Below are 18,682 nucleotides of genomic sequence, written 5' to 3' on the forward strand. Positions count from 1 at the left end.
GGCGAAGTCGTGCATTATACCGGCCCCGTGCGGCGAGTCGGCCATTTCGCTCGATACGGGAGGAGGCTCCGCCGATCGTGGCAGGAGGGGCGACGATATACTGGGCTTTCTGCATCCATTTCGTCGTCCCCGCTCCCGGTCATCTCGCCCCTCGTGAAAACCTGCCTCGTCACCGGCGGCGCCGGGTTCATCGGATCGCACCTGATCGAGCGGTTGCTGGCGGACGGCCATCGCGTCCTCGCCGTCGACGACGAGTCGACCGGCGCTCGCGGCAATCTGACCGGCGTCGCGAAGAACCCCCGGTTCGAGTACGTCGCCGGGGACGTCGCGGATCGCGAGTTGATGGCGGGGGTCGTCGACCGGGCGGACGTGATCTACCACCTGGCGGCGGCGGTCGGCGTGGCGCTGGTGGCGAAGGACCCGATCGCCTGCATCGAACGGAACGTCGAACCGACGCGGTTTCTCCTCTCGCGGGCGACCGAGCGGATTCGCGAAGGGAAGGACGTGCGGTTCTTTCTGGCCAGTACGAGCGAGGTGTACGGAAAGAACCCGAAGTCCGTCTGGTCGGAGGACGACGACCTGGTCTTCGGACCGACCACCCGGGCGCGCTGGTCGTACGGCGCCTCCAAGGCGATCGACGAGTTTCTCGCCCTCGGACACTTCCGCCAGCATGGCCTGCCTGCCGTGATCGGCAGATTCTTCAACGTCGTGGGACCGCGGCAGTCGGGCGCCTACGGCATGGTCCTGCCCCGGTTCGTCGATGCGGCGCTGGCGGGAAAGCCGCTGGTCGTGCATGACGACGGGCGACAGGTCCGCTGCTTCTCGCACGTTCACGACGTCATTCGGGCGGTCGTCGGCCTGACGGAGAACGCATCCGCCGCAGGACGGGTCTTCAACATCGGCAGCGACCGACCCGTTTCGATTCTGGAGCTTGCCCAGCGGGTGATCGCCGCGACGGGCTCCGCTTCGACGGTCAGCTTTCAGTCCTATTCCGACGCTTACGACGCCGACTTCGAAGACGTGCGACGGCGGGTGCCCGATCTGACGCGGCTGAAGCAGACGATCGGCTGGGAGCCGAGCTTCGATCTGGATCGAATCGTCGGCGACGTCATCGCCTGGCGGAAGGCGCTCCGGGCGGGAGAGCCGGCATGACCGGCGCGGAAGAAGGAAGCCGCATCGTCACGCCGACGACTGCCGAGGAGGCCCGGCAGGTCGTGCAGGAGGCCGCGGCGCGTCGCGAGGCGATTTATCCCGTCGGCGGCGGACTGGCGCTGGACGAACTCCTGCCGAAGGTGCGACCCGGGATCGATCTGTCGCTCACGGGGCTCGACCGGATCGTGGAGTTCTCGCCCCGCGATCTGACGATCACCGTCGAAGCGGGCGTAACTCTGGCGAAGCTGGCCGAGACCGTCGACGAAGCGGGGCTGCTGTTCCCGTTCGCGAGCAAGTTCGACGAAGCATCGACGATCGGCGGACTGCTGGCGACCGCATGGAACGGCCCGCGGCGCACCGGGTGGGGGAACCTCCGCGACTACGTCATCGGCGTGCGGGCGATCGACGGGCGGGGCGTCGCGTTCAAGAGCGGCGGCAAAGTCGTCAAGAACGTCACCGGCTACGACTTCTGCAAGCTGCTCGTCGGAAGCCGGGGCACGCTGGGGGTGATCACGGAGGTGACGCTCCGGCTGAAGCCGCGACCGGAAAGCGCCGATGCGGCTTTTCTGACGGCCCGCGAGGGCGCAAGCCCGGCGGCGCTGTGCAAGGTTCTCGATAAGCCGGCGATTCCCTACTCCTTCTACGAACTGTTCTTCGTCCCGATGTTGCCTCGGAACGACGTCGCCGTGTCGGTCGCACTCGGGTGGGAGGGGCCAGAGGAAGAGACGTCCGCCGCGAAGAACTTCGTCGAAGAGCTGCTGCGCTCGCGAGCCTTGCAGCGTGACGCAGGCGCCGAAGGTTTCAGCGTCGACGGTCATCTCGGTTCCGACAGCAGACTGGCTTCCGAATGCCAGTTCGCGCTGCTCGTTCAGATGCCTCCGTCGAGCCTGCTGCGGATCCTTTCGGCGCCGCACGCGTTCGATTCGCTTTCGCGCGAAGCGCCTCGAATCCAGCTTCGACCCCGCGACGGACGCATGCTGGCCGAATTCGTAGGGCCCGTTGAAGGGGACCGGATGATTCAGACGCTGTCGATGCTTCGCCAGGAGGTCGGCGACGAGGGCTACGTCACCGTGCTGCGCGATCGAGTCGGAATCGCTCCCACGCGGGAACTCCGTTTCGGTCGCACGACGTCGCCGCAGTTCCTGATGGACCGGGTCAAGGCGGCGATGGATCCGCACGGGATTCTGAACCCGGGGCGGTACGTGTTCGCGGACGCGGCGAAAGAGACGATCGCGGGCGCGTGACAGGCGAGCGGAGGGTGTCAGCCCTCCGTGTCCCATGCGTCGAGATCGCTGGAGCGGCGAAGATCTCGCGGCAGGCGCTCGATCGCCGAGTCGAACTTGCGATCCGGGAACTCGGAGGGTTGTCACCCTCCGCTCAGGAAGATCGGTAAACGAAAAAAGCCCGGCGGAACGTTTCCGCCGGGCCTCGAGATTCGCCAGTTCAGACTATCGCGACCCAGAAGGTCGTTTCGCCGCTGATCGCCGCTCAGGCGGAGATCAGTTGCAGCAAGCGGTTTCGCAGCAGGGCGCCGGGCAGCAGACCGTCACCGGAACCTGCTTGCACACGGTGCGAGGAACGCAGCGGGTGACCGTGTAGGGGACCTTCTTGCAGATCGTCTTCGGAACCGAGACGGTCTTCGTGGTGCAGACCGGCTTGCAGACCGTGTAAGGAACCTGCTTGGTCCGGACTTCGCACTCGATGCGGCAAGTCGTGTAGGGGACCTTCTTCACGCAGGTCTCCGGCACCATCTTGCAGACCTTGTAGCAAACCTGCTTGGTGTGCGTTTCGGGAACCATCTTGCAGGTGGTCCAGCAGACCGTCCGCGTATGGGTTTCCGGAACCATCTTGCAGGTCGTCCAGCAGACCGTCTTCGTGCGGCACTCGGGAACCATCTTGCAGACCTTGTAGCAGACCTGCTTGGTGTGGGTCTCGGGAACCATCTTGCAGGTCGTCCAGCAGACCTGCTTCGTGCGGCACTCGGGCACCATCTTGCAGACCTTGTAGCAGACCGTCTTCGTGCAGGTCTCGGGGACCATCTTGCAGACGGTGTAGCTGCAGGTCTTGGTCCGCTGTTCGGGGACCATCTTGCAGACGGTGTAGGGGATCGTCTCGACGACGTTTTCACGCTCGTAGCGGACGCAGTTCACGGTCTCGACCCGGGTTTCCGGAATCCAGACGCGCTTGCAGCAGACGCGGGGCGGGCACTGTACTTCGACCGTGCGGGTTTCGCCGGGGCAGTAGACGCAACGGCAGGTGCAGGGATCCCACGTCCAGGTGCCGGGCTCGCGGACGCACTTGGTGACGACGGGGCCGGCGATCTCCGTCCGCTGGGTTTCCCAGCGACCGCAGTTGATCGTGACTTCCTTCGTGTAGGGAACCTTCTTGCAGATCGTCTTGCAGACCTGACGCTCGCGCTGTTCCTGCACCGGCACGCAGACCGTGTAGCAGATGTCGCGGGTGCGGGTCTCGTAGACGGGCTTGCAGACCGTGTAGCAGACGTCCTTCGTCCGGGTCTCGACGACCGGGCGGCAGACGGTGTACTGCACGTCCTTGACGTGCTTCTCGTAAACCGGCTTGCAGACCGTGTAGCAGACGTCCTTGGTGCGGGTTTCCCAGACCGGCTTGCAGACCGTGTAGGGAACGACCTTGGAGTGCTTCTCGTAGACCGGCTTGCACACGGTGTAGGGGACGATCTTCGAGTGCTTCTCGTAGACCGGCTTGCACACGGTGTAGCAGACGTCCTTCGTCCGGGTTTCCCAGTGAGGACGGCAGACCGTGTACGAGCAGTCGCGATAGCAGGTCTCGTAGACCGGCTTCTTGACCGTGTACTCGCACGTCTTGTAGCACGTCTCGCGGACGTACTCGACGCAGTTCACCTGCTTCTCTTCGCAAACCGTCTCGTAGCAGTTGCGATAGCAGGTGTATTCCTGCTTCTCGTAGACGGTCTCTTTGCACGTCTTCATGACCGTGTGGCAATGCTGACGCGCCGTGCCGTAATCGCACGGGTCGCAACAGCCGGCCTGAGCGTAACTCGCCGCGCCGCAACAGGCGGCGTAGGCGTAGCTCGACGACAGGGCGACGAGAATCGCCGCCGCCGCCGCGCCGTACTTGGTAACCATGTTTCGATCTCCTTCGCTGACGAATCTCATCTGGAAATGTTCCGTGTGCGCCACGACGCCCTGGCGCGAGCCGGCCGGTTCCTTTCCCTGGAGCTTCGTCTTATCCCTCGTGGATCCGCATCCCTCGCGGATCGGAACTCTCTTCGGTCACGGCAGCGCTTGGTATCGCGCGTTCGCCTGCGGAGCGGTTCCGGTGGGAACTATCGTCCGGGTTAGGCGATCTGCTTTAAGTTGACCGGTCAGAGCGTTCCTGTTCTCGCCCGTGATCGCAACGGTCGGCGAAAGCGAGAGCTTCGACGGGTCCGGGTGCAATGGGGGCTCTGGATAAGCACGGCTGGCTTTGTCTAAGAATCGGCCACGGTTAAGGGCCTGAGCAGCAAAAGGAGGCAAAATGGGACGGCGACGACGTTGCCTGTCGGCTTAGGCGGTTTTTTCCGAGGGCGCAATCGCGCCGGGTCGCGGAACGTGGAATACCGGGACGATTCCGGCTCGCTTTTTTGACGCGCGCTGCACTGCGACCTACATCCATTGCAGTTCCATGAAGCCGACGTGCGGGGCAGCCGTCGGTCGATCGCAGCCCGCAGCCCGCAGCCTGTTCGAGGTGTATCCCGCCATGTCGCACATTCCCGCTAACCTGGGTTCGAAGCGTCGTCGATCGGCCTTCACGCTGGTCGAGATCCTGATCGTGGTCGTCATCATGGCCGTCCTGGCCGCGACGATCATTCCCTCCTTCTCGAACTCCGTCGCCGACGCCAAGATCAACACGGCGACGTTCAACCTCAACACGCTCCGCTCGCAGATCGAGCACTACCGTGCCGAGCACGACGGCAAGGTGCCCACCGGCGCCACGCTGCCCGAACTGTTCGCCAAGACCGACAAAGACGGCGCCGTCGGAACCGGCGTGACCCACGTCTACGGCCCCTATCTAAGGGCCATTCCCGAAAACACGATCAGCGGAAGCAAGGCCGTGAAGCTGGTCACCGGAGCAACCGCGGCGCCGGGCGACGTTACCGCCAGCAACGCCGGCGGCTGGCTCTATAACGCCACGACTGGCGGCATCTGGATCGACCACGACGTCCATTACGTCGAATAATCGGGCTCGACGGACCGGCGCCGGCGAACGGTACGAGTTCAAAGGGGGGCGTCGTCTCGAAAGAGGCGTCGCCCCCTTTTTCGTTTTCGCGAGGCATTTCGGGCGTGCGACGATCCGTCCCTTCCGGAGGAACGCCCGGCGTCGGGCCCGAATCGGCCCCTTGTCGCAGGAAGCAGGCGGTTAGAATGAGTCGTTCGGCGATCGGGCTGATCGCCGTCTTCCTCGGAAACCGCTCGCGCGATGACTGCTTCGTCCGAATTCGAACTGCCGGTGATCGGCGCCCCGTCTGTCGGTATCGCTGGCGGGGGGTGTGCGACCGGATCGGGTTGCGTCTCGGCCGCGATCGAGATCGACGACTACGATCCGACCGACCGGCTCCGCCGGCATGCCTCCGGTCGCACCGTCAAACCGATCGAGCGCCCCCGGCTCCCCCGCTGGCTGAAGCGGGAGGTTCCCAAGGGAAACGCCGACCACCTGACGAACCGCGTGCTGGACGATCTGCGGCTGGAAACGGTCTGCGAGAGCGCGAAGTGCCCCAACCGCATGGAGTGCTACTCCCAGCGGACCGCGACGTTCATGATCCTGGGCGCCGTCTGCACCCGGTCATGCAGCTTCTGTGCGGTCGCCCGGGGAACTCCCGAGACGGTCGAGTCGGACGAGCCGGAGCGTCTGGCCGAAGCGGCCCATCGCCTGGGGCTGGCCCACGTGGTGATCACCTCGGTGACGCGCGACGACCTGCCCGACGGCGGCGGAGAGCATTTCGCCCGCTGCATCCAGGCGGTGCGGGCGAAGACCGGCGCGACGGTCGAGGTCCTGACGCCCGATTTCATCGACTCCCCGGCAGGCCTCGACGCCGTCATCGCCGCGCGTCCCGACGTCTTCAACCACAACATGGAGACGATTCCGCGCCTCTACCGGCGGGTGCGGGGCAAGAAGTCCGACTACGCCTGGACGCTGGAACTGCTCCGCCGGATTAAGGCGGCGGATCCGACGATCAAAACCAAAAGCGGCCTGATGCTGGGGATCGGCGAGACGCGCGAAGAGTTGCTCGATGCGCTGGCCGACCTGCGGACCGTCGACTGCGACTTCCTGACGCTGGGACAGTATCTCCAGCCCGACTCGACCCGCTACCTGGCCGTCGACCGCTACGTTCCGCCCGAAGAATTCGCCGAACTCGGTCGGTTGTCGAAGGCGATGGGCTTCAGGCAGGTCGCCAGCGGCCCCTTCGTCCGCTCGAGCTACCACGCCCGGGAAATGGCGGAGTCGTTTTAGGCCGTCTTTCGTTCGCGTGTAGCATCCGTTCCTGGCGAGCGGAGGGTGTAAGCCCTCCGTGTTTCAGCCATCGACGCAGCGGAAGCGGGTACAAGGTTCCTGGCAGGCGAGGGCGCCAGCCCTACGCAACGGGAACGTTTTCTACTCGCTCGCCGGCGGTTCGAAGTCGAATTCCTTCCACTTCATGGCCCGGCGGAAGGGCTCGATGCGGAGGGCCTGTTCGCCGTTGCGGAAGATGCGGACGGTGCCGTTCGATTCGCTGACGACGACGGCGATGGCTCGCGTCGTCTTGCTGATCGCGGCGCCGGCCCAGTGCCGCGAACCGAGCCCGTGCGAGATCGAGATCCCCTTCGGATCGGTCTTCACGATCCGGCAGGCCGCGCGAACGAGTCCGTCCGCCGTGACCAGGAAGGCGCCGTCGAGTTGGGCGACCTCCTTGATCGACTCGCGATTGCGAGGATCCTTGATCGAGCGTCGCGCGGCGTCGTAGCCCTTTACCGGGTCGAAGCCCGCTTCCCGGGTCTGACGCAGGACCCGGGGCGTATCGCCCACGATGAACATCGTGCCGACCGGCTTCGCCTCGCGGCCTTCGCGACCGATCTCGACGGCCAGATCGACGACGGCCTTGAGCGTATCCAGCGGAACGTGCGATTCGAACTGTCGCAGGTCCCGGCTGGTGAGCCGGCCGAGATGTTCGTGCAGGCGGATCAGGCTGACGGTGTCGATCTTTTCGACCTCGAAGCCGCTGTAGACGGCCACCACCCGGGCGCCCGTCTTCAGCAGATCGTCCGCCGTGAATTCCAGCAGCGTCTGCGTCAGGCGGTCATGCACCGGCGCGTCCTCGGTCGCCAGCAGCACGTGCGGAATATCGAACGCTTCGATTCCCGCCAGGGCTTCGGCGCTGTCCGCCGCGATCAGGAGCAGCCGCTCGCCGACGACTGCCTTGAGCTTGTCCCAGTCGAGCGCCGCTTCGACCGAAATCAGGATCGCGTCCGCATCGGCGCCGTCGAAGAGGCGCAACGCCACTTCGAGGAGCGCCTGGAACTGCTTTCCGAACTTCGCGGGGTTCATGCAGCGGGAGTCATGCAGCGGGACGATCCGCGCGGACCGGCGCCTGGGACGGGAACCAGGGCAAAAAACGCGGAAAAGCGACGCGAGCGGGCGTCGCAATCCTACCTCACGCTGAAAGCGCCGGCCACCGCGAGCCCCGTTTCGAGCCCGCTTTCGCGAAAAAGGCGATCCGCCGGGACCGCCTTGCCCCCGATCGCGAGTGCGAAAGTCTGACTTCCGACGGTGGCCGCTTCCGCCGTCAGCCCTTGATCAGCGGATCCCCGACGAAGCGGGTTCAGCCGCATCCGACTCCGCCGCCAGCGCGGCAGGCGCGAGCAGCCCCTGGCCGTACGTCCCCTCGAAGACGTACCGCTGGTACAAAACGAGCGCCCGCAACGCGTGTCCCTTCGGCCCGACCTCGAATTCGTAATCCGGGTTCGAATTCAGGGCGTCGACGAGGAACCGGACCGACCGCACGATCCTGGGATCGGTCAGCCGCTCTTCCGGAAGCGAGTAGACGAGCCATTCCAGAATGTGGCCCGTCGTCTGCACCTTCCGGTCGAAGTCCGGCGCGTTGGCCCGCCGTTCGAACCAGTCGGTGCTGAAGCTGCCGTCGGGGTTCTGGAGAGCCAGGGCGTACTGCTGGAAGTCGTCGATAAACGTCTTCGCACGGGCGAAGTGACCGTTCATCGGCCTGCCATGCGCCTCGCGGGAACGCATCGCGTAGGTGACGCCCATGAGCCGATGCGTTCCGCCGCAAGCCGCGCCGACGATCGGCTGGGCCAGTTCTTCGGCCAGCACCCGTTCGAGGTTCCAGCGTCCGTAGCGCGGCGTGTTCCAGGTCGCGTCGGCGTCGAGGTAGTGCGAAAAGGCGATCAGCTTGAACGTCAGTTCCGACTTCGGAACGCAGGTTCGCTTTTCGTACTCGATCAGATCACGAATCGTGTAGCGATAGTCGTCGATGCGGATCTCGTAATCGCGATCGATCCGGCACTGGGCCAGCATGGCCAGGAACTGCCCCGCGTGTCCTTGCACGCCCGGCCCGACGTACATCCCCATCTCGCCGTTCTTCTGGAAGAACAGCTTCTGCTTCCGGCAGGCCCCGTTCCAGCAGAGGTAGCCGATGGAGTTGACCTTCTGGTTGCCGACGATGGTCTGAGCGTCCACGCCCCAGGGGAGGAACGCATGCATCATGCCCCAGGGGCTCCGCGTCGCGGAGTTTTCGTACAGAACGCTATAGCGCCTCAGACAGCGATCGACGTCGGCGCGGAGCCGCGCCGTTTCCGGCGACTCGACCGGCCTGACCTCGTTCGTCCGCCCAGGAGCGCTTCCCCCTTCGCCGTCGATGACGACGGGGTCGATTCGAATATCGTTCGGACCTGGTCCGTCGGTCAGATGGATGACCGTCGGCTTGGGTCCAGCGGAGACGCGGGGGCGAACGCCGGAGGCGGTGACGATCGGAGCGGTCGTGGGCGAACCCACAGGAGAACCGGGCGCCAGGCGAACGGCGGCCATCGCTCCCGATCGTTCGCCCGCGCCGGCGTCGCCCGGATCTCCGGGATCGCCGTCGAGGGTCAGCAGATCGGCCTCGGCGACCTGGTCGGCGTCGAGCCGCGTCGGTTCGCCCGTCGCAGGCGCCTTCGTTTTCGCAGACGTCGTCTCTTTCGCAGTCGGGGGCGAGCCCGGCGGAGGGACCGGTCCGCCGACGGCAGGAGCGTCAGCGGGTCGCTCCTTTTCCGAAGGGCCTTCCGGTTCGGTCGCAGCTTCTGGAGCGTCCGCTTCCGGGGCGACGTCGTCGCCCGCCGGATCCGATGCGGGAGCGGGAGCCGGGTCGACGTCCGATTCAGAACCGGGCGCTTCCGGGGCGGCGTCCGCCGGCGGATCTTCGACGATTCGAATTTGCGCCTGCGCGGGCGTTTCCGCGCCCGCCCAGCACAACCCGCACGCTGCCAGCGTCACGAAGAGTCGTCGCCGACGCCGTCCGAAAAGTTCGTTGCCCCGCGACGTCAGATTCGTTTCGCTCATGCGGTTCGCGTCTTACCGACGTCAAGAAGTAATGGCGGCACGGTCGCGGCGGGGAGACGCCGAAGGCGGGATGGGCAGGCGAGTCGCCGAAGCGATAGGCGTCAGTAGAACGGACTCCAGCCCTCGAACCAACTCGCCTGACGAATCTCCGGTTCTTCGCCGGCAAGATAGGCAGTCCAGGCGCGTCGATCCTTTCCGAGCGGCTTGCCCGTCGTCGCTTCCAGCGTCGCCATCGTGCGGAACTGAATCGCCGGATCGTCGTCGTCCAGCAGGCGCTCCATCGTCTTGAGCGTCGGCTCGTTGGGATCGCCTTCGAGCGCGCGAATCGCCGCCAGGCGGACGTCGACGCTGACGTCGCTTTCGGCCAGGTCGCGCAGCCGGGCCTGAGCCTCCGGCACGTCGCGCCTGTGGAGCGCATCGCATGCGGCGGTCCGGACCAGCGAGCTCCGGTCGCCCGTCGCCTGGACGAGAATCGCGGCCGCGGCCGGCTCCTGCGCCAGTCCGAGGGTCTTCAGGTACTCGAGCCGGAGCGTCTGATTCGTTTCGTCGCGGAACTTCTGTCCCAGGTCGGCGATCGCCGACTCCCGTTCGGCAGGCGACAGGTTCGGCAACGCTTCGCGCAGGCGAACCTGCTGCTCTCGCAACGCGTGAATGGTCGGGCCGTAGCTCTCTTCCTTCTTCCAGTGATCGATCGCGTAAGGCGAGATCCAACCGGTCGAATAGAGCGGCCCCTCGGCGCAGCCCGTCCCCAGCAGAGAGCCGGCGACCAGCGTGCAACCCAGAGCGATCGTGCGCAGACCCGACGAATCCTTCCGGACGCTTGGCGCGATCGCGCTGGCGCACGACGAAACCGCCGGCCTGCGACGTTCCCGATGGCGTCCCTGTGGTCGCATACGATCCCTCGAATGACGGACGTCCTGCTCGCGTCGCGTTGCGCCTGCGATTCGTGTCCGATCGGCGGCGCCCGCGCTCCGGCGACGGCGCTGCTCCGGGCGGGGAGAGTAACCGATCGACCGCTAGCGAACTAGGGCGAAATCCTGGTCAGGAGCGCTATTCAAAAGTCCTGCAGGGCGGGAAAGGCCTCCTACGGAGCTCCCTCGCGCAGGGTTCGACGACGTTCCTTGCTTTCCCCATCGGCAGCGATCGGCCTTCAGTCCAGCATGCCTCGGCGCTCGCGTCAGATTGAAGCGCCTTTCGGCGAACCCTACACTTAAAACGCCTATCGCGCAGCTGCAGCGGCTCGTTCGCCGAACATGCCCGGATTCGTAGCGCCGCGCACGCTAAATGTCAGTGCGACACGCACTGAACCGCTATCCGTCCGGCCCGCCTCGCTTCAGGAGTTCGCAGCATGGTCGACCCCGCGAAACATGCCGATCGACGCGGCTGGATAGAAACGGTCGCTCGCTACATTCCCGGATTCCGCGGCTACCTGGAAAAGGAATACCGCCGGGAGAGCGACCAGCTCCTGCGCAAGTGGATGGTCGACGAGTTGCACAAGGCGAAGGCCGCCGTCGACGACGGGATGCAGGGTCTCCTCTCCCGCGGCGATCTCGACTCGCTGCCTGCATGCGAGCGCCTGCACAGCCGGATCGACGAACTGCAGAACCAGCTTCGCGGCGCCGTCGCCGGCTATTCCGGCTGGTTCGACTTCGTTCAGGTCGACGAAGCTCGTCTCGATGCGGTCTACGCGCACGACGCCGCGCTGATGAAGTCGGTCGAATCGTTCGTCTCCGAAACGAAATCGTTCGCCTCCGCGCCCGACACGGCCCTGGCGACCGACCTGCTCGGCAAGGTCGGCAACGTGATCGAAAGCTTCGCCGAGCGCGGTCGCATCCTCGACGGCATCGGGGCGTAACAGGCGAGCGGAGGGCGTCAGCCCTCCATGTCGCACCTGGTGCACGCCCGATCGAGACCACGGAGGGCTGACGCCCTCCGCTCGCCTGACAAGTCATTCACCAACGATCTATCGAAGGTTCGCCATGAGCTGGGGCTTCAAACGACTCGAGGTCATCCAGTTTCAGGACCCGACCAACCGGACGCTCGTGCAGCGTTATCCGGAACAGGGGACCGCCGCGATTCAGCTCGGCGCGCAGCTCATCGTCGAGCAGAGTCAGGAAGCCGTCTTCTTCCGCGACGGCAAGGCGATGGATACGTTCGGGCCGGGGCGTTACACCCTGAGCACCCAGAACGTCCCCGTCATCACGGCCATCCTGACGACGCCCTGGGAGAAGTCGCCGTTTCAGGCCTCCGTCTTCTTCGTCGGCAAACAGACGTTCATCGATCAGAAGTGGGGCACCGCGGAGGCGATCACCGTCCGCGACGCCGACTTCGGCATGGTCCGCCTGCGGGCCTACGGTAAATACGCCTTCCGCGTGATCGATTCGGCGACCTTCATCAACACGATCGTCGGCACGCAGGGGAAGACGACCGACGAGCAGGTCACGAACTATCTCCGCGCGGCGATCGTCAGCCGGCTGACCGATCTGCTCGGCACGTCGAAGCTCAGCCTGCTCGATCTGCCGTCGAAGTTCGACGAGATCTCCGCCGGCACCCGGGCGAAGGTGGGCGAGGAGTTCCGCAAGTACGGGCTCGAACTGTCGGAGTTCTACGTCAGCGCGATCACGCCGCCCGAAGAGGTGCAGAAGGCGATCGACGCCCGCAGCAGCATGGGCGCCATCGGCGACTTGCAGAAGTACACCGTCTACCAGGCGGCGAACAGCATGTCCAAGATGGCCGAGCAGAGCGGCGACGGCGGCGGGCTCGGCGCCGGGGCAATGGGTATGGGCATGGGCGCCGGATTCGGGATGATGTTCCCCGGAATGATCCGCGAAGCCATGCAGTACGCCGGCCCCAATCAGGGGGGCGGGAACCAGGGCGGCCCGAATCCGGGCGGCCCGAACCAAGGTGGCCTTGGCGGCGGACAGACTCCCCTTCCCGGCGGTCCGGCGTCGGGCGGACCTTCGCCGATCGGAGCCGCCGCTGCAACTGGCGGACTGGCCGGGCTCAGCTTCGACGATCTGCAACGGGTGACCAGTCGTCCCGCCGTCGATCCGCGGCAACTGGTCGAAGCGGTCGCGAACTCTTCCAACTGGAAGCTCGACAAGTCGAAGGAGCCGTGGGAGATCACGGTCGCCATCAACGACCTTCGCAAGCAGGTCGTCCGCGTCCGCTTCGACCGGGCGGACGACTCGGGTGCGTCGATCCTGTCGTTCAGCTCGTCCTGCGGCCCGATGGACGAAAAGAACGCCTCGGCCCTGCTGAAGTACAACACTCAGATCCTGCACGGCGCCTTCGCGATCGAATCGACCCCCTCCGGCGATCAGGTCGTGCTCCAGTGCAACGAACTGGCCCAGACCACCAGCGCCCTCGACGTTTCCCGCGCCATCAGCCAGCTCGCCTGGCAGGCCGACAAAGTCGAGGAGAAGCTGACGGGGGAAGATAAGCACTGATTCTCTTCCTGTAGGGCTGGCGCCCTCGCCTGCCATTTTCGCAGGTACCAGGTTTCGTGGCAGGCGAGGGCGCCGGCCCTACAGGCATTCGCACCGCATGACGCCGGATCCTTCCGAGATCACATCGACGACCGGCGACGCCTCTCCGCTCGATCCTGCCGGCTGGCTCGCGCGGCACGGCGACTATCTCTATCGCTATGCGATGAGCCGCCTGCGGGGCGCCGAAGCCGCGGAAGAGGTCGTGCAGGAGACCTTCGTCGCGGCGCTGAAGGCGAAGGGCCAGTATTCAGGTCGCGGCGCCGAGCGGGCGTGGCTGCTCGGCATCCTGAAACGCAAGATCATCGACACGATCCGCGCCCGGCGTCGCGAATCGGCCCGCGGAGGGACTGAAGACCAGGGGGGCGATCCGACCGAGGCCCTGTTCGACGAAACGGGTCACTGGCGGCAGCACCCGAAGTCCTTCGAACTCGGCCCGGAGGCGAATCTCGAACGGGCGGAGTTCTGGGCCGCCTTTCGCGCCTGCCTCGGCTCGATTCCCGCGCGGCAAGCCGAGTTGTTCTCGCTGCGGGAACTGGACGGGCAATCGACCGAAGAGATCTGTAAGGAACTGGCGATCACTCCGTCGAATCTCTGGACCCTGCTCCATCGGGCCCGGGTGGCGCTCGCCCGGTGTCTGAAACCGCGGATGGAGGGGGAAGCCGCACGCTCCGCCGACGACGGAGCCTCCGCATGATCGACTGCAGAAACGCCGCCCGACTGACCAGCGAATCGCAGGACCGCCGCCTGACCTGGCGGGAGCGGTTCCAGCTTTCGTTCCATCTCGGCCTGTGCGAGATGTGCCGCTGCTACGGCCGGCAGTTGAGCCAGATCCGCACGCTGCTGCGGCTCTGCCGAGAACGCGACCCGGACGCCCCGCTTCCCTCGGTCGAACTTTCGCCCGACGCCAAAGCCCGGATCGCCGCAGCGATGGAGCGGGAGGGGAAAGCGTAGTAACTTCGCTCCGACTCGCCCGGAACTCGCCCTACTCAGCGAGCAGCGCCCGGACCTGACTTTCGGAGCGCGTCTTCATCAACGCTTGTATCTCCGTGCGGCACGCTCGCCAGCCGTCCCTACGAGCGTCGTTGATCTCATCGGGTGCGCCGATGATCCACGGGGCGCCCAGGTCTGACTCGCCTTCTGGCTCATAGCTCCAGTAGCTCACCTCCCCCGATTTCCAGTCGGCGACGAAGACGTCTGCGCAGTCATTCCATCCGCTGACGAATGATTCGCGATACAACTCGCTGCCGTCGTGTTCCGTCGGATCTCCTCGTTTCCAGATAAGAACGATCTTCCTCTGAAAGGTCTTTGGGACGTCGATCATCGTGGGAGCGAACGCCGGATCAGCGGACCGGGGAGTCTTGTAATCTTCGGCAACGAGATAAATGGTGACGCCGACCATGACCGCGACGAAGATCGCCGCGGCCGTCACGACTGGTCGTGCGATTCGATCGTTCATCTCGAACTCTCGCCGTCCATCGAGGTGAAGTCTGTCCTCAAGCTTCTCCTCACTACTCTCTCCGTTCTCCTCTCTTCCTCTCACTCTCCTCCCCGCTGAAGGTTCTTCTCCTTCGGCTGCATCATGGCAGCGTCGAAGAAGGTGTCGCGGTCGCGGATGATGGCCTGGGGGATCAGGACGTCGGTCTCGGTCCGCATGGCGGGGTTCTTCTTGACGGCGGTGCCGATCGCCATGACTTCGACCAGGCCGCTGGCGAACTCGTGAATGAACAGCTTCACGCCGATCACGCCGTCGGCGCCGATGGTCGTGGCGTCCTGGTGGATCAGGCCCAGGCAGTTGGCGCGGGCCTGGTAGATGAGCTGCGTCACGGAGCCGACTTCGCCGCGCGAGAACGATCGAAAGAAGGCCCCGATCCCCTGCGCGATGCCGAGCGAATAAACCGACGACGCCAGCAGCAGCTTCAGCGGCTGGTACCCCAGGTGGTGCAGGTTCCAGAGCTCCTCGCCCGTCAGTTCGCTGGTGACGGGAATCGCGGGCGTGCCGAGCGCGGGGTGGTAGCTGCCCGTGCCGACGAGGAGCATTTCCCGCGCGCCGCCGCCAAGTTGGATGATCTGCGTCTTGATGTCGACGACGGCGTTGGCGCCGTAGCCCTTGGCTTCGGCCTCGATCCGTTCGAGCGCCAGGTGCCGCGTCCGATTGATCATGTCGGAGTATTCGCGGACCTCGCCCCCCGCCATGCCGCTGATGGCGCCGGTGATCCCGCGCCCCAGACCCAGGGCGTAGGCGACGTTGCCGATCGCGAAGTGTCGCGGCTGGTACCCGGCGTCGAGGTGGCAGTAAAAATCCTGACCCGAACAGGCGGTCGTGAAGAACGGGCCCTTCGAGGAGTCGCCCTTCACCGCCGAACCGATGGCGATGAACTCCTTCATCCCGGCGATGTCTTTCAGATCGGAATAGACGCCGGTCACGCCATGGGCGCCCTGCTGCTGAGCCTCCTGTTCCAGCCGGGCGAGCGCGGCGTGACGCCCCTCGCTGATGAGCTGCGTCAGGTTGACGATCTCTCCGCCGGCGATGGTCCTTAGACCGCTCGACAGGTTGCCGATGAAGCCCAGCGACTGCACGCTGTTCCCCACCACGACGCTGCCCGGCGCGTATCCCTTTTCCGCCAGGCAGTACCACTCGTTGCCCGAGAATCCGCTGATGATCAAAGCGCCGTTCTCCCCTAGGCGTCGCATCGTTCCGTTCATCGTCCGAACGTCATCCGTGCCGACGATGGTAGCATTGTGCAACGGGAGGTGGGAGAACGCCCGAAACTGACGACGATTCGCGAAGTGAACGGCATGGCCGGCGTCGTCGTCGGCCCGGAACGAGCACTGGGAATCTCGCCGGAGCGATTCGGCGTTCAGAGACCGGGAAGCAGGTAGGGATCGCATGCCGCTGACCCGAAGCGAACGGCGATCGGCAGCATTCGGCAATGCCGAAGCCCGCGTTCAACTCGCCCCTTCTCGGGAACCCGATTCGCCAGCGCCGTTCGTCCGCCTGTCCTTCCATTCGGGACGTCGCTGAACGGCTTTCCGTAACGGCCGGCGAGTATTCGTTCCAAAACGCAGGCAGCCGGCACCTCCGCAGCAAGGGAGACGCTCTGCTCGGTATACGCCGGGCGCGAACTACGGGCGTTATAGGCACCGATCCGCCAGTCACATACTACGCAATGGCATTCAATCAATCGACGTAGAATGCTTGTATAGTACGGCGAGAAAAGTCTCGATCCGTGCATGCGGCGGGAATCTGACGCGACTCTACTAGCGTTCGCTACTACGACAGGTCGCCGCGCGGGGCGCGGCGACCGTACTGGATGCTGATGCGATCCGCCGCACGGCGTCGCGACGGCGGAAGATCGCGCACGCCGCCGAATGCGTTGGCGGGTCGACGCGGCTCAGCGCCGCATTTCAGCAGCTGCCTTCATCGGCGTCGCATTTGGCACGATGTAGATCGGCGAAGGGCAGCAGTAATCCTGCGGCAGCGAGTAGAAATAATCCGAAGCAATCGGATCGGTTCCTCCGTTGACGTCGTACGCGACGTAGCTGACTCGAACGGAGTCCTTCGGCACGCAGAAGTTGACCTTGTAGCCTGGTTTCAGGCAGGGGAAGGTCACCGTCTCGTAGCGGTGCGTGAGCACGAGCTTAATCGTGGCTCCCGTGTCGTTCACGACGCAATCGTAGTACTTGATCGGCGTTGGACAGGGCGGGCAAGGGTGACAGTGGACGTGGCAGATGGGCTTGTAGTAGCAATACGAGTGCGAGTGGCAATGTCCCCAGCCGGCGAAGGCCTCCGCAGCGCCGAGGAACGAGCACGCGACTGCCGCAGCGACAAGCAAGGTCCGAATCATAGTTCCAAACTCCTAAGGCAAAAACAGTAAAGGTGAATCTCCCAAGCACGTGGGTTCTAACATCGAATCCGACCGTTGCAAGTGAAAATCATCAGAAACGCCTGTATAGTAGGATAGCGAATGTGCGGAATCTGCGACGGCTCGCGGCCGGTGTCGCCGGCTTCCACGCATCGAGCGAGTTCGAGTTCGGGACCGCGCGATCGGAACTCAGCGGGGCAGGCAGTCGAGGAAAGTTCGACCCGCCAGTCGCGTTCCCCGGGGTGCCATAGCCCCGGCCTCACCTACAGTGATGGAGAGACGTCAGCCCGTTCCGGAACGACTTGGCCGAAAATGAACCTAACTTTCTTGCTCTCCCGAGTCGCGATCGGCGTCGCCGCCTTGACCGCAGAGGTCGGCCTCGCGAAGCCTGCGATTGCCCAAACGATCGACGTCACGACCGCGGAGCATGTGACGCGGGAGTTCGAGGGGGAGCGACCGGCGCCGCCGAGACGCGCGGATCTGGACGCGACGGTCGCCGCGATCGTCGAGCGGTCGAACGCCTTTCGGACGCAGGAAGGACGCGAGACGCTCGCCATCGATCAGACGCTGCAGGAGACGGCGCAGAAGTTCGCCGACTACATGGCCGAGAGCGACCGGTACGGTCATCAGGCCGACGGACGGACGCCCAGTCAGCGGGCGAAGGCGCAGGGCTACGACTACGCGATCGTGCTGGAGAACATCGCCTTCGCCTACGATTCCCGCGGCTATGAGGCCCCGGCGTTGTCGGAGCAGTTCGTGCAGGGCTGGATCGACTCGCCGCCCCACCGCGAGAACCTGCTCGATCCTGACGTCACGCAGATCGGCGTCGGCGTCGCCGAAAGCCAGACGACGCAGCACTACTACGCGGTGCAGTTGTTCGGCAGGCCCGGGTCGCTGTCGATCGAGTTCTCGATCTTCAACGTCACGCAGACGCCGATCCCCTACGAGGTCGGCGGCCGCGCGTACACGCTCGAACCGCGCTACGCGAGGACGCACACCTTCGGACGACCGCCGGAGGTGACGTTTCAGTGGCCGGAGGAGTCGAAGCAGCAGCCGACCGTCGTCGAACCACAGTCCGGGACTCGCTATCGCATCGAAGCCGGCGAGACGGAGGGGAGCTTTCGGCTCGTGACGACGCGGGAAGAGCCCGATGAGCAGCCGGACGCTCCTGCGGCCGAAACGCCAGTTCCGACTCCGCCCGCTTCCTCCGCGCCGGCGCCGGAGAATTGAGCGGCGTTCACAGGTCGAAGAACCATTCGGCCAGCCAGAGCGTGCCGAAGATGGCCGCGGCGCTGACCCACAGACCCACGCCGTAAAGGCGCAGCCGCACGGCGATCCGCCAGTGTTCCCAGACTTACTCCTCCATCGCGAATAGGCCGAGCAGCCAGGCGGTCGCGAAGATGCCGCCGCCGAGAACCCACAGGCCGACGCCGGCCAGTCGCAGGCCCGCCGCCAGAAGCCACTGATCCCAAGGCAACAGAAACGGCCCGCCGATCAACAGCACGCCCACGCCGACGCAGCCCAGGATGAGGAGGCCGACGACGAATTGCCAGAAGATCGGCGGCAGCGGCTCGAAGTGGGTGTAGATCCAGAGGGCCTGCCAGAAATCCACGGGCT

General features: G+C 65.2%; 17 protein-coding genes. 9 read left to right on the plus strand and 8 right to left on the minus strand.

Annotated features, from left to right (window positions below; all coding sequences use genetic code 11):
• Positions 1-153 precede the first annotated feature (153 nt).
• Together SH602x_RS08780 and SH602x_RS08785 are read left to right on the plus strand one after the other, a co-directional pair.
• Complete coding sequence (locus SH602x_RS08780) at positions 154-1,152, plus strand: NAD-dependent epimerase/dehydratase family protein (protein ID WP_479476425.1); 999 nt, start codon at positions 154-156, stop codon at positions 1,150-1,152.
• Positions 1,149-2,396 (plus strand): FAD-binding oxidoreductase, encoded by a 1,248-nt coding sequence (locus SH602x_RS08785; protein ID WP_479476426.1) that lies wholly within the window; start codon positions 1,149-1,151, stop codon positions 2,394-2,396. The genes SH602x_RS08780 and SH602x_RS08785 overlap by 4 nt, the downstream gene beginning before the upstream one ends.
• A gap of 255 nt (positions 2,397-2,651) precedes the next feature.
• Here SH602x_RS08785 and SH602x_RS08790 read toward each other — a convergent pair whose 3' ends face one another.
• A complete protein-coding gene (locus tag SH602x_RS08790; RefSeq protein WP_479476427.1) occupies positions 2,652-4,274 on the minus strand; it encodes a hypothetical protein in 1,623 nt (540 codons plus the stop codon).
• Positions 4,275-4,887: 613 nt separating this feature from the next.
• Between SH602x_RS08790 and SH602x_RS08795 the strand changes: the two genes are divergently transcribed.
• On the plus strand, positions 4,888-5,367 hold the full coding sequence (locus SH602x_RS08795; protein WP_479476428.1) for a type II secretion system protein: 480 nt from the start codon (positions 4,888-4,890) through the stop codon (positions 5,365-5,367).
• 240 nt (positions 5,368-5,607) lie between these two features.
• Positions 5,608-6,639, plus strand: coding sequence for a lipoyl synthase (lipA, locus tag SH602x_RS08800; RefSeq protein ID WP_479476429.1), 1,032 nt, complete (start codon positions 5,608-5,610; stop codon positions 6,637-6,639).
• A 141-nt stretch (positions 6,640-6,780) separates the two neighbouring features.
• Here the strand turns inward: lipA and SH602x_RS08805 are convergent, their stop codons facing one another.
• From SH602x_RS08805 to SH602x_RS08815, 3 genes are all read right to left on the minus strand, one after another.
• On the minus strand, positions 6,781-7,710 hold the full coding sequence (locus tag SH602x_RS08805) for a DNA integrity scanning protein DisA nucleotide-binding domain protein (RefSeq protein ID WP_479469036.1): 930 nt from the start codon (positions 7,708-7,710) through the stop codon (positions 6,781-6,783).
• A 249-nt stretch (positions 7,711-7,959) separates the two neighbouring features.
• Entirely contained in the window at positions 7,960-9,714 is a 1,755-nt protein-coding gene (locus SH602x_RS08810; RefSeq protein ID WP_479476430.1) for a hypothetical protein, read from the minus strand.
• A 101-nt stretch (positions 9,715-9,815) separates the two neighbouring features.
• Positions 9,816-10,607 carry a HEAT repeat domain-containing protein gene (locus SH602x_RS08815; protein ID WP_479476431.1) on the minus strand — a complete coding sequence of 264 codons (792 nt, stop codon included), beginning with the start codon at positions 10,605-10,607 and terminating at the stop codon, positions 9,816-9,818.
• 455 nt (positions 10,608-11,062) lie between these two features.
• Here SH602x_RS08815 and SH602x_RS08820 point away from each other — a divergent pair, with 455 nt between their 5' ends.
• From SH602x_RS08820 to SH602x_RS08835, 4 genes are all read left to right on the plus strand, one after another.
• Entirely contained in the window at positions 11,063-11,569 is a 507-nt protein-coding gene (locus tag SH602x_RS08820; RefSeq protein WP_479476432.1) for a hypothetical protein, read from the plus strand.
• Positions 11,570-11,693: 124 nt separating this feature from the next.
• Positions 11,694-13,163 (plus strand): SPFH domain-containing protein, encoded by a 1,470-nt coding sequence (locus tag SH602x_RS08825; protein WP_479476433.1) that lies wholly within the window; start codon positions 11,694-11,696, stop codon positions 13,161-13,163.
• A gap of 97 nt (positions 13,164-13,260) precedes the next feature.
• On the plus strand, positions 13,261-13,896 hold the full coding sequence (locus SH602x_RS08830; protein WP_479476434.1) for a sigma-70 family RNA polymerase sigma factor: 636 nt from the start codon (positions 13,261-13,263) through the stop codon (positions 13,894-13,896).
• Positions 13,893-14,153 carry an anti-sigma factor family protein gene (locus tag SH602x_RS08835; RefSeq protein WP_479476435.1) on the plus strand — a complete coding sequence of 87 codons (261 nt, stop codon included), beginning with the start codon at positions 13,893-13,895 and terminating at the stop codon, positions 14,151-14,153. Before SH602x_RS08830 ends, SH602x_RS08835 begins: the two co-directional genes overlap by 4 nt.
• Before the next feature lie 31 nt (positions 14,154-14,184).
• Here the strand turns inward: SH602x_RS08835 and SH602x_RS08840 are convergent, their stop codons facing one another.
• The 3 genes from SH602x_RS08840 to SH602x_RS08850 form a co-directional block, all read right to left on the minus strand.
• On the minus strand, positions 14,185-14,631 hold the full coding sequence (locus SH602x_RS08840; RefSeq protein ID WP_479476436.1) for a hypothetical protein: 447 nt from the start codon (positions 14,629-14,631) through the stop codon (positions 14,185-14,187).
• A 107-nt stretch (positions 14,632-14,738) separates the two neighbouring features.
• The gene (locus SH602x_RS08845; protein ID WP_479476437.1) at positions 14,739-15,905 is read right to left on the minus strand and encodes a heavy metal-binding domain-containing protein; all 1,167 of its coding nucleotides are present in this window, start codon (positions 15,903-15,905) and stop codon (positions 14,739-14,741) included.
• A gap of 689 nt (positions 15,906-16,594) precedes the next feature.
• Positions 16,595-17,047, minus strand: coding sequence for a hypothetical protein (locus SH602x_RS08850; protein ID WP_479476438.1), 453 nt, complete (start codon positions 17,045-17,047; stop codon positions 16,595-16,597).
• A gap of 330 nt (positions 17,048-17,377) precedes the next feature.
• Between SH602x_RS08850 and SH602x_RS08855 the strand changes: the two genes are divergently transcribed.
• Positions 17,378-18,295, plus strand: coding sequence for a CAP domain-containing protein (locus SH602x_RS08855; RefSeq protein WP_479476439.1), 918 nt, complete (start codon positions 17,378-17,380; stop codon positions 18,293-18,295).
• Between the two features lie 124 nt (positions 18,296-18,419).
• On the opposite strand, the gene SH602x_RS08860 is transcribed toward SH602x_RS08855, so the two are convergent.
• A complete protein-coding gene (locus SH602x_RS08860; RefSeq protein ID WP_479476440.1) occupies positions 18,420-18,677 on the minus strand; it encodes a hypothetical protein in 258 nt (85 codons plus the stop codon).
• Between the last annotated feature and the right edge of the window lie 5 nt (positions 18,678-18,682).

It is taken from the genome of Lignipirellula cremea (assembly GCF_056501455.1).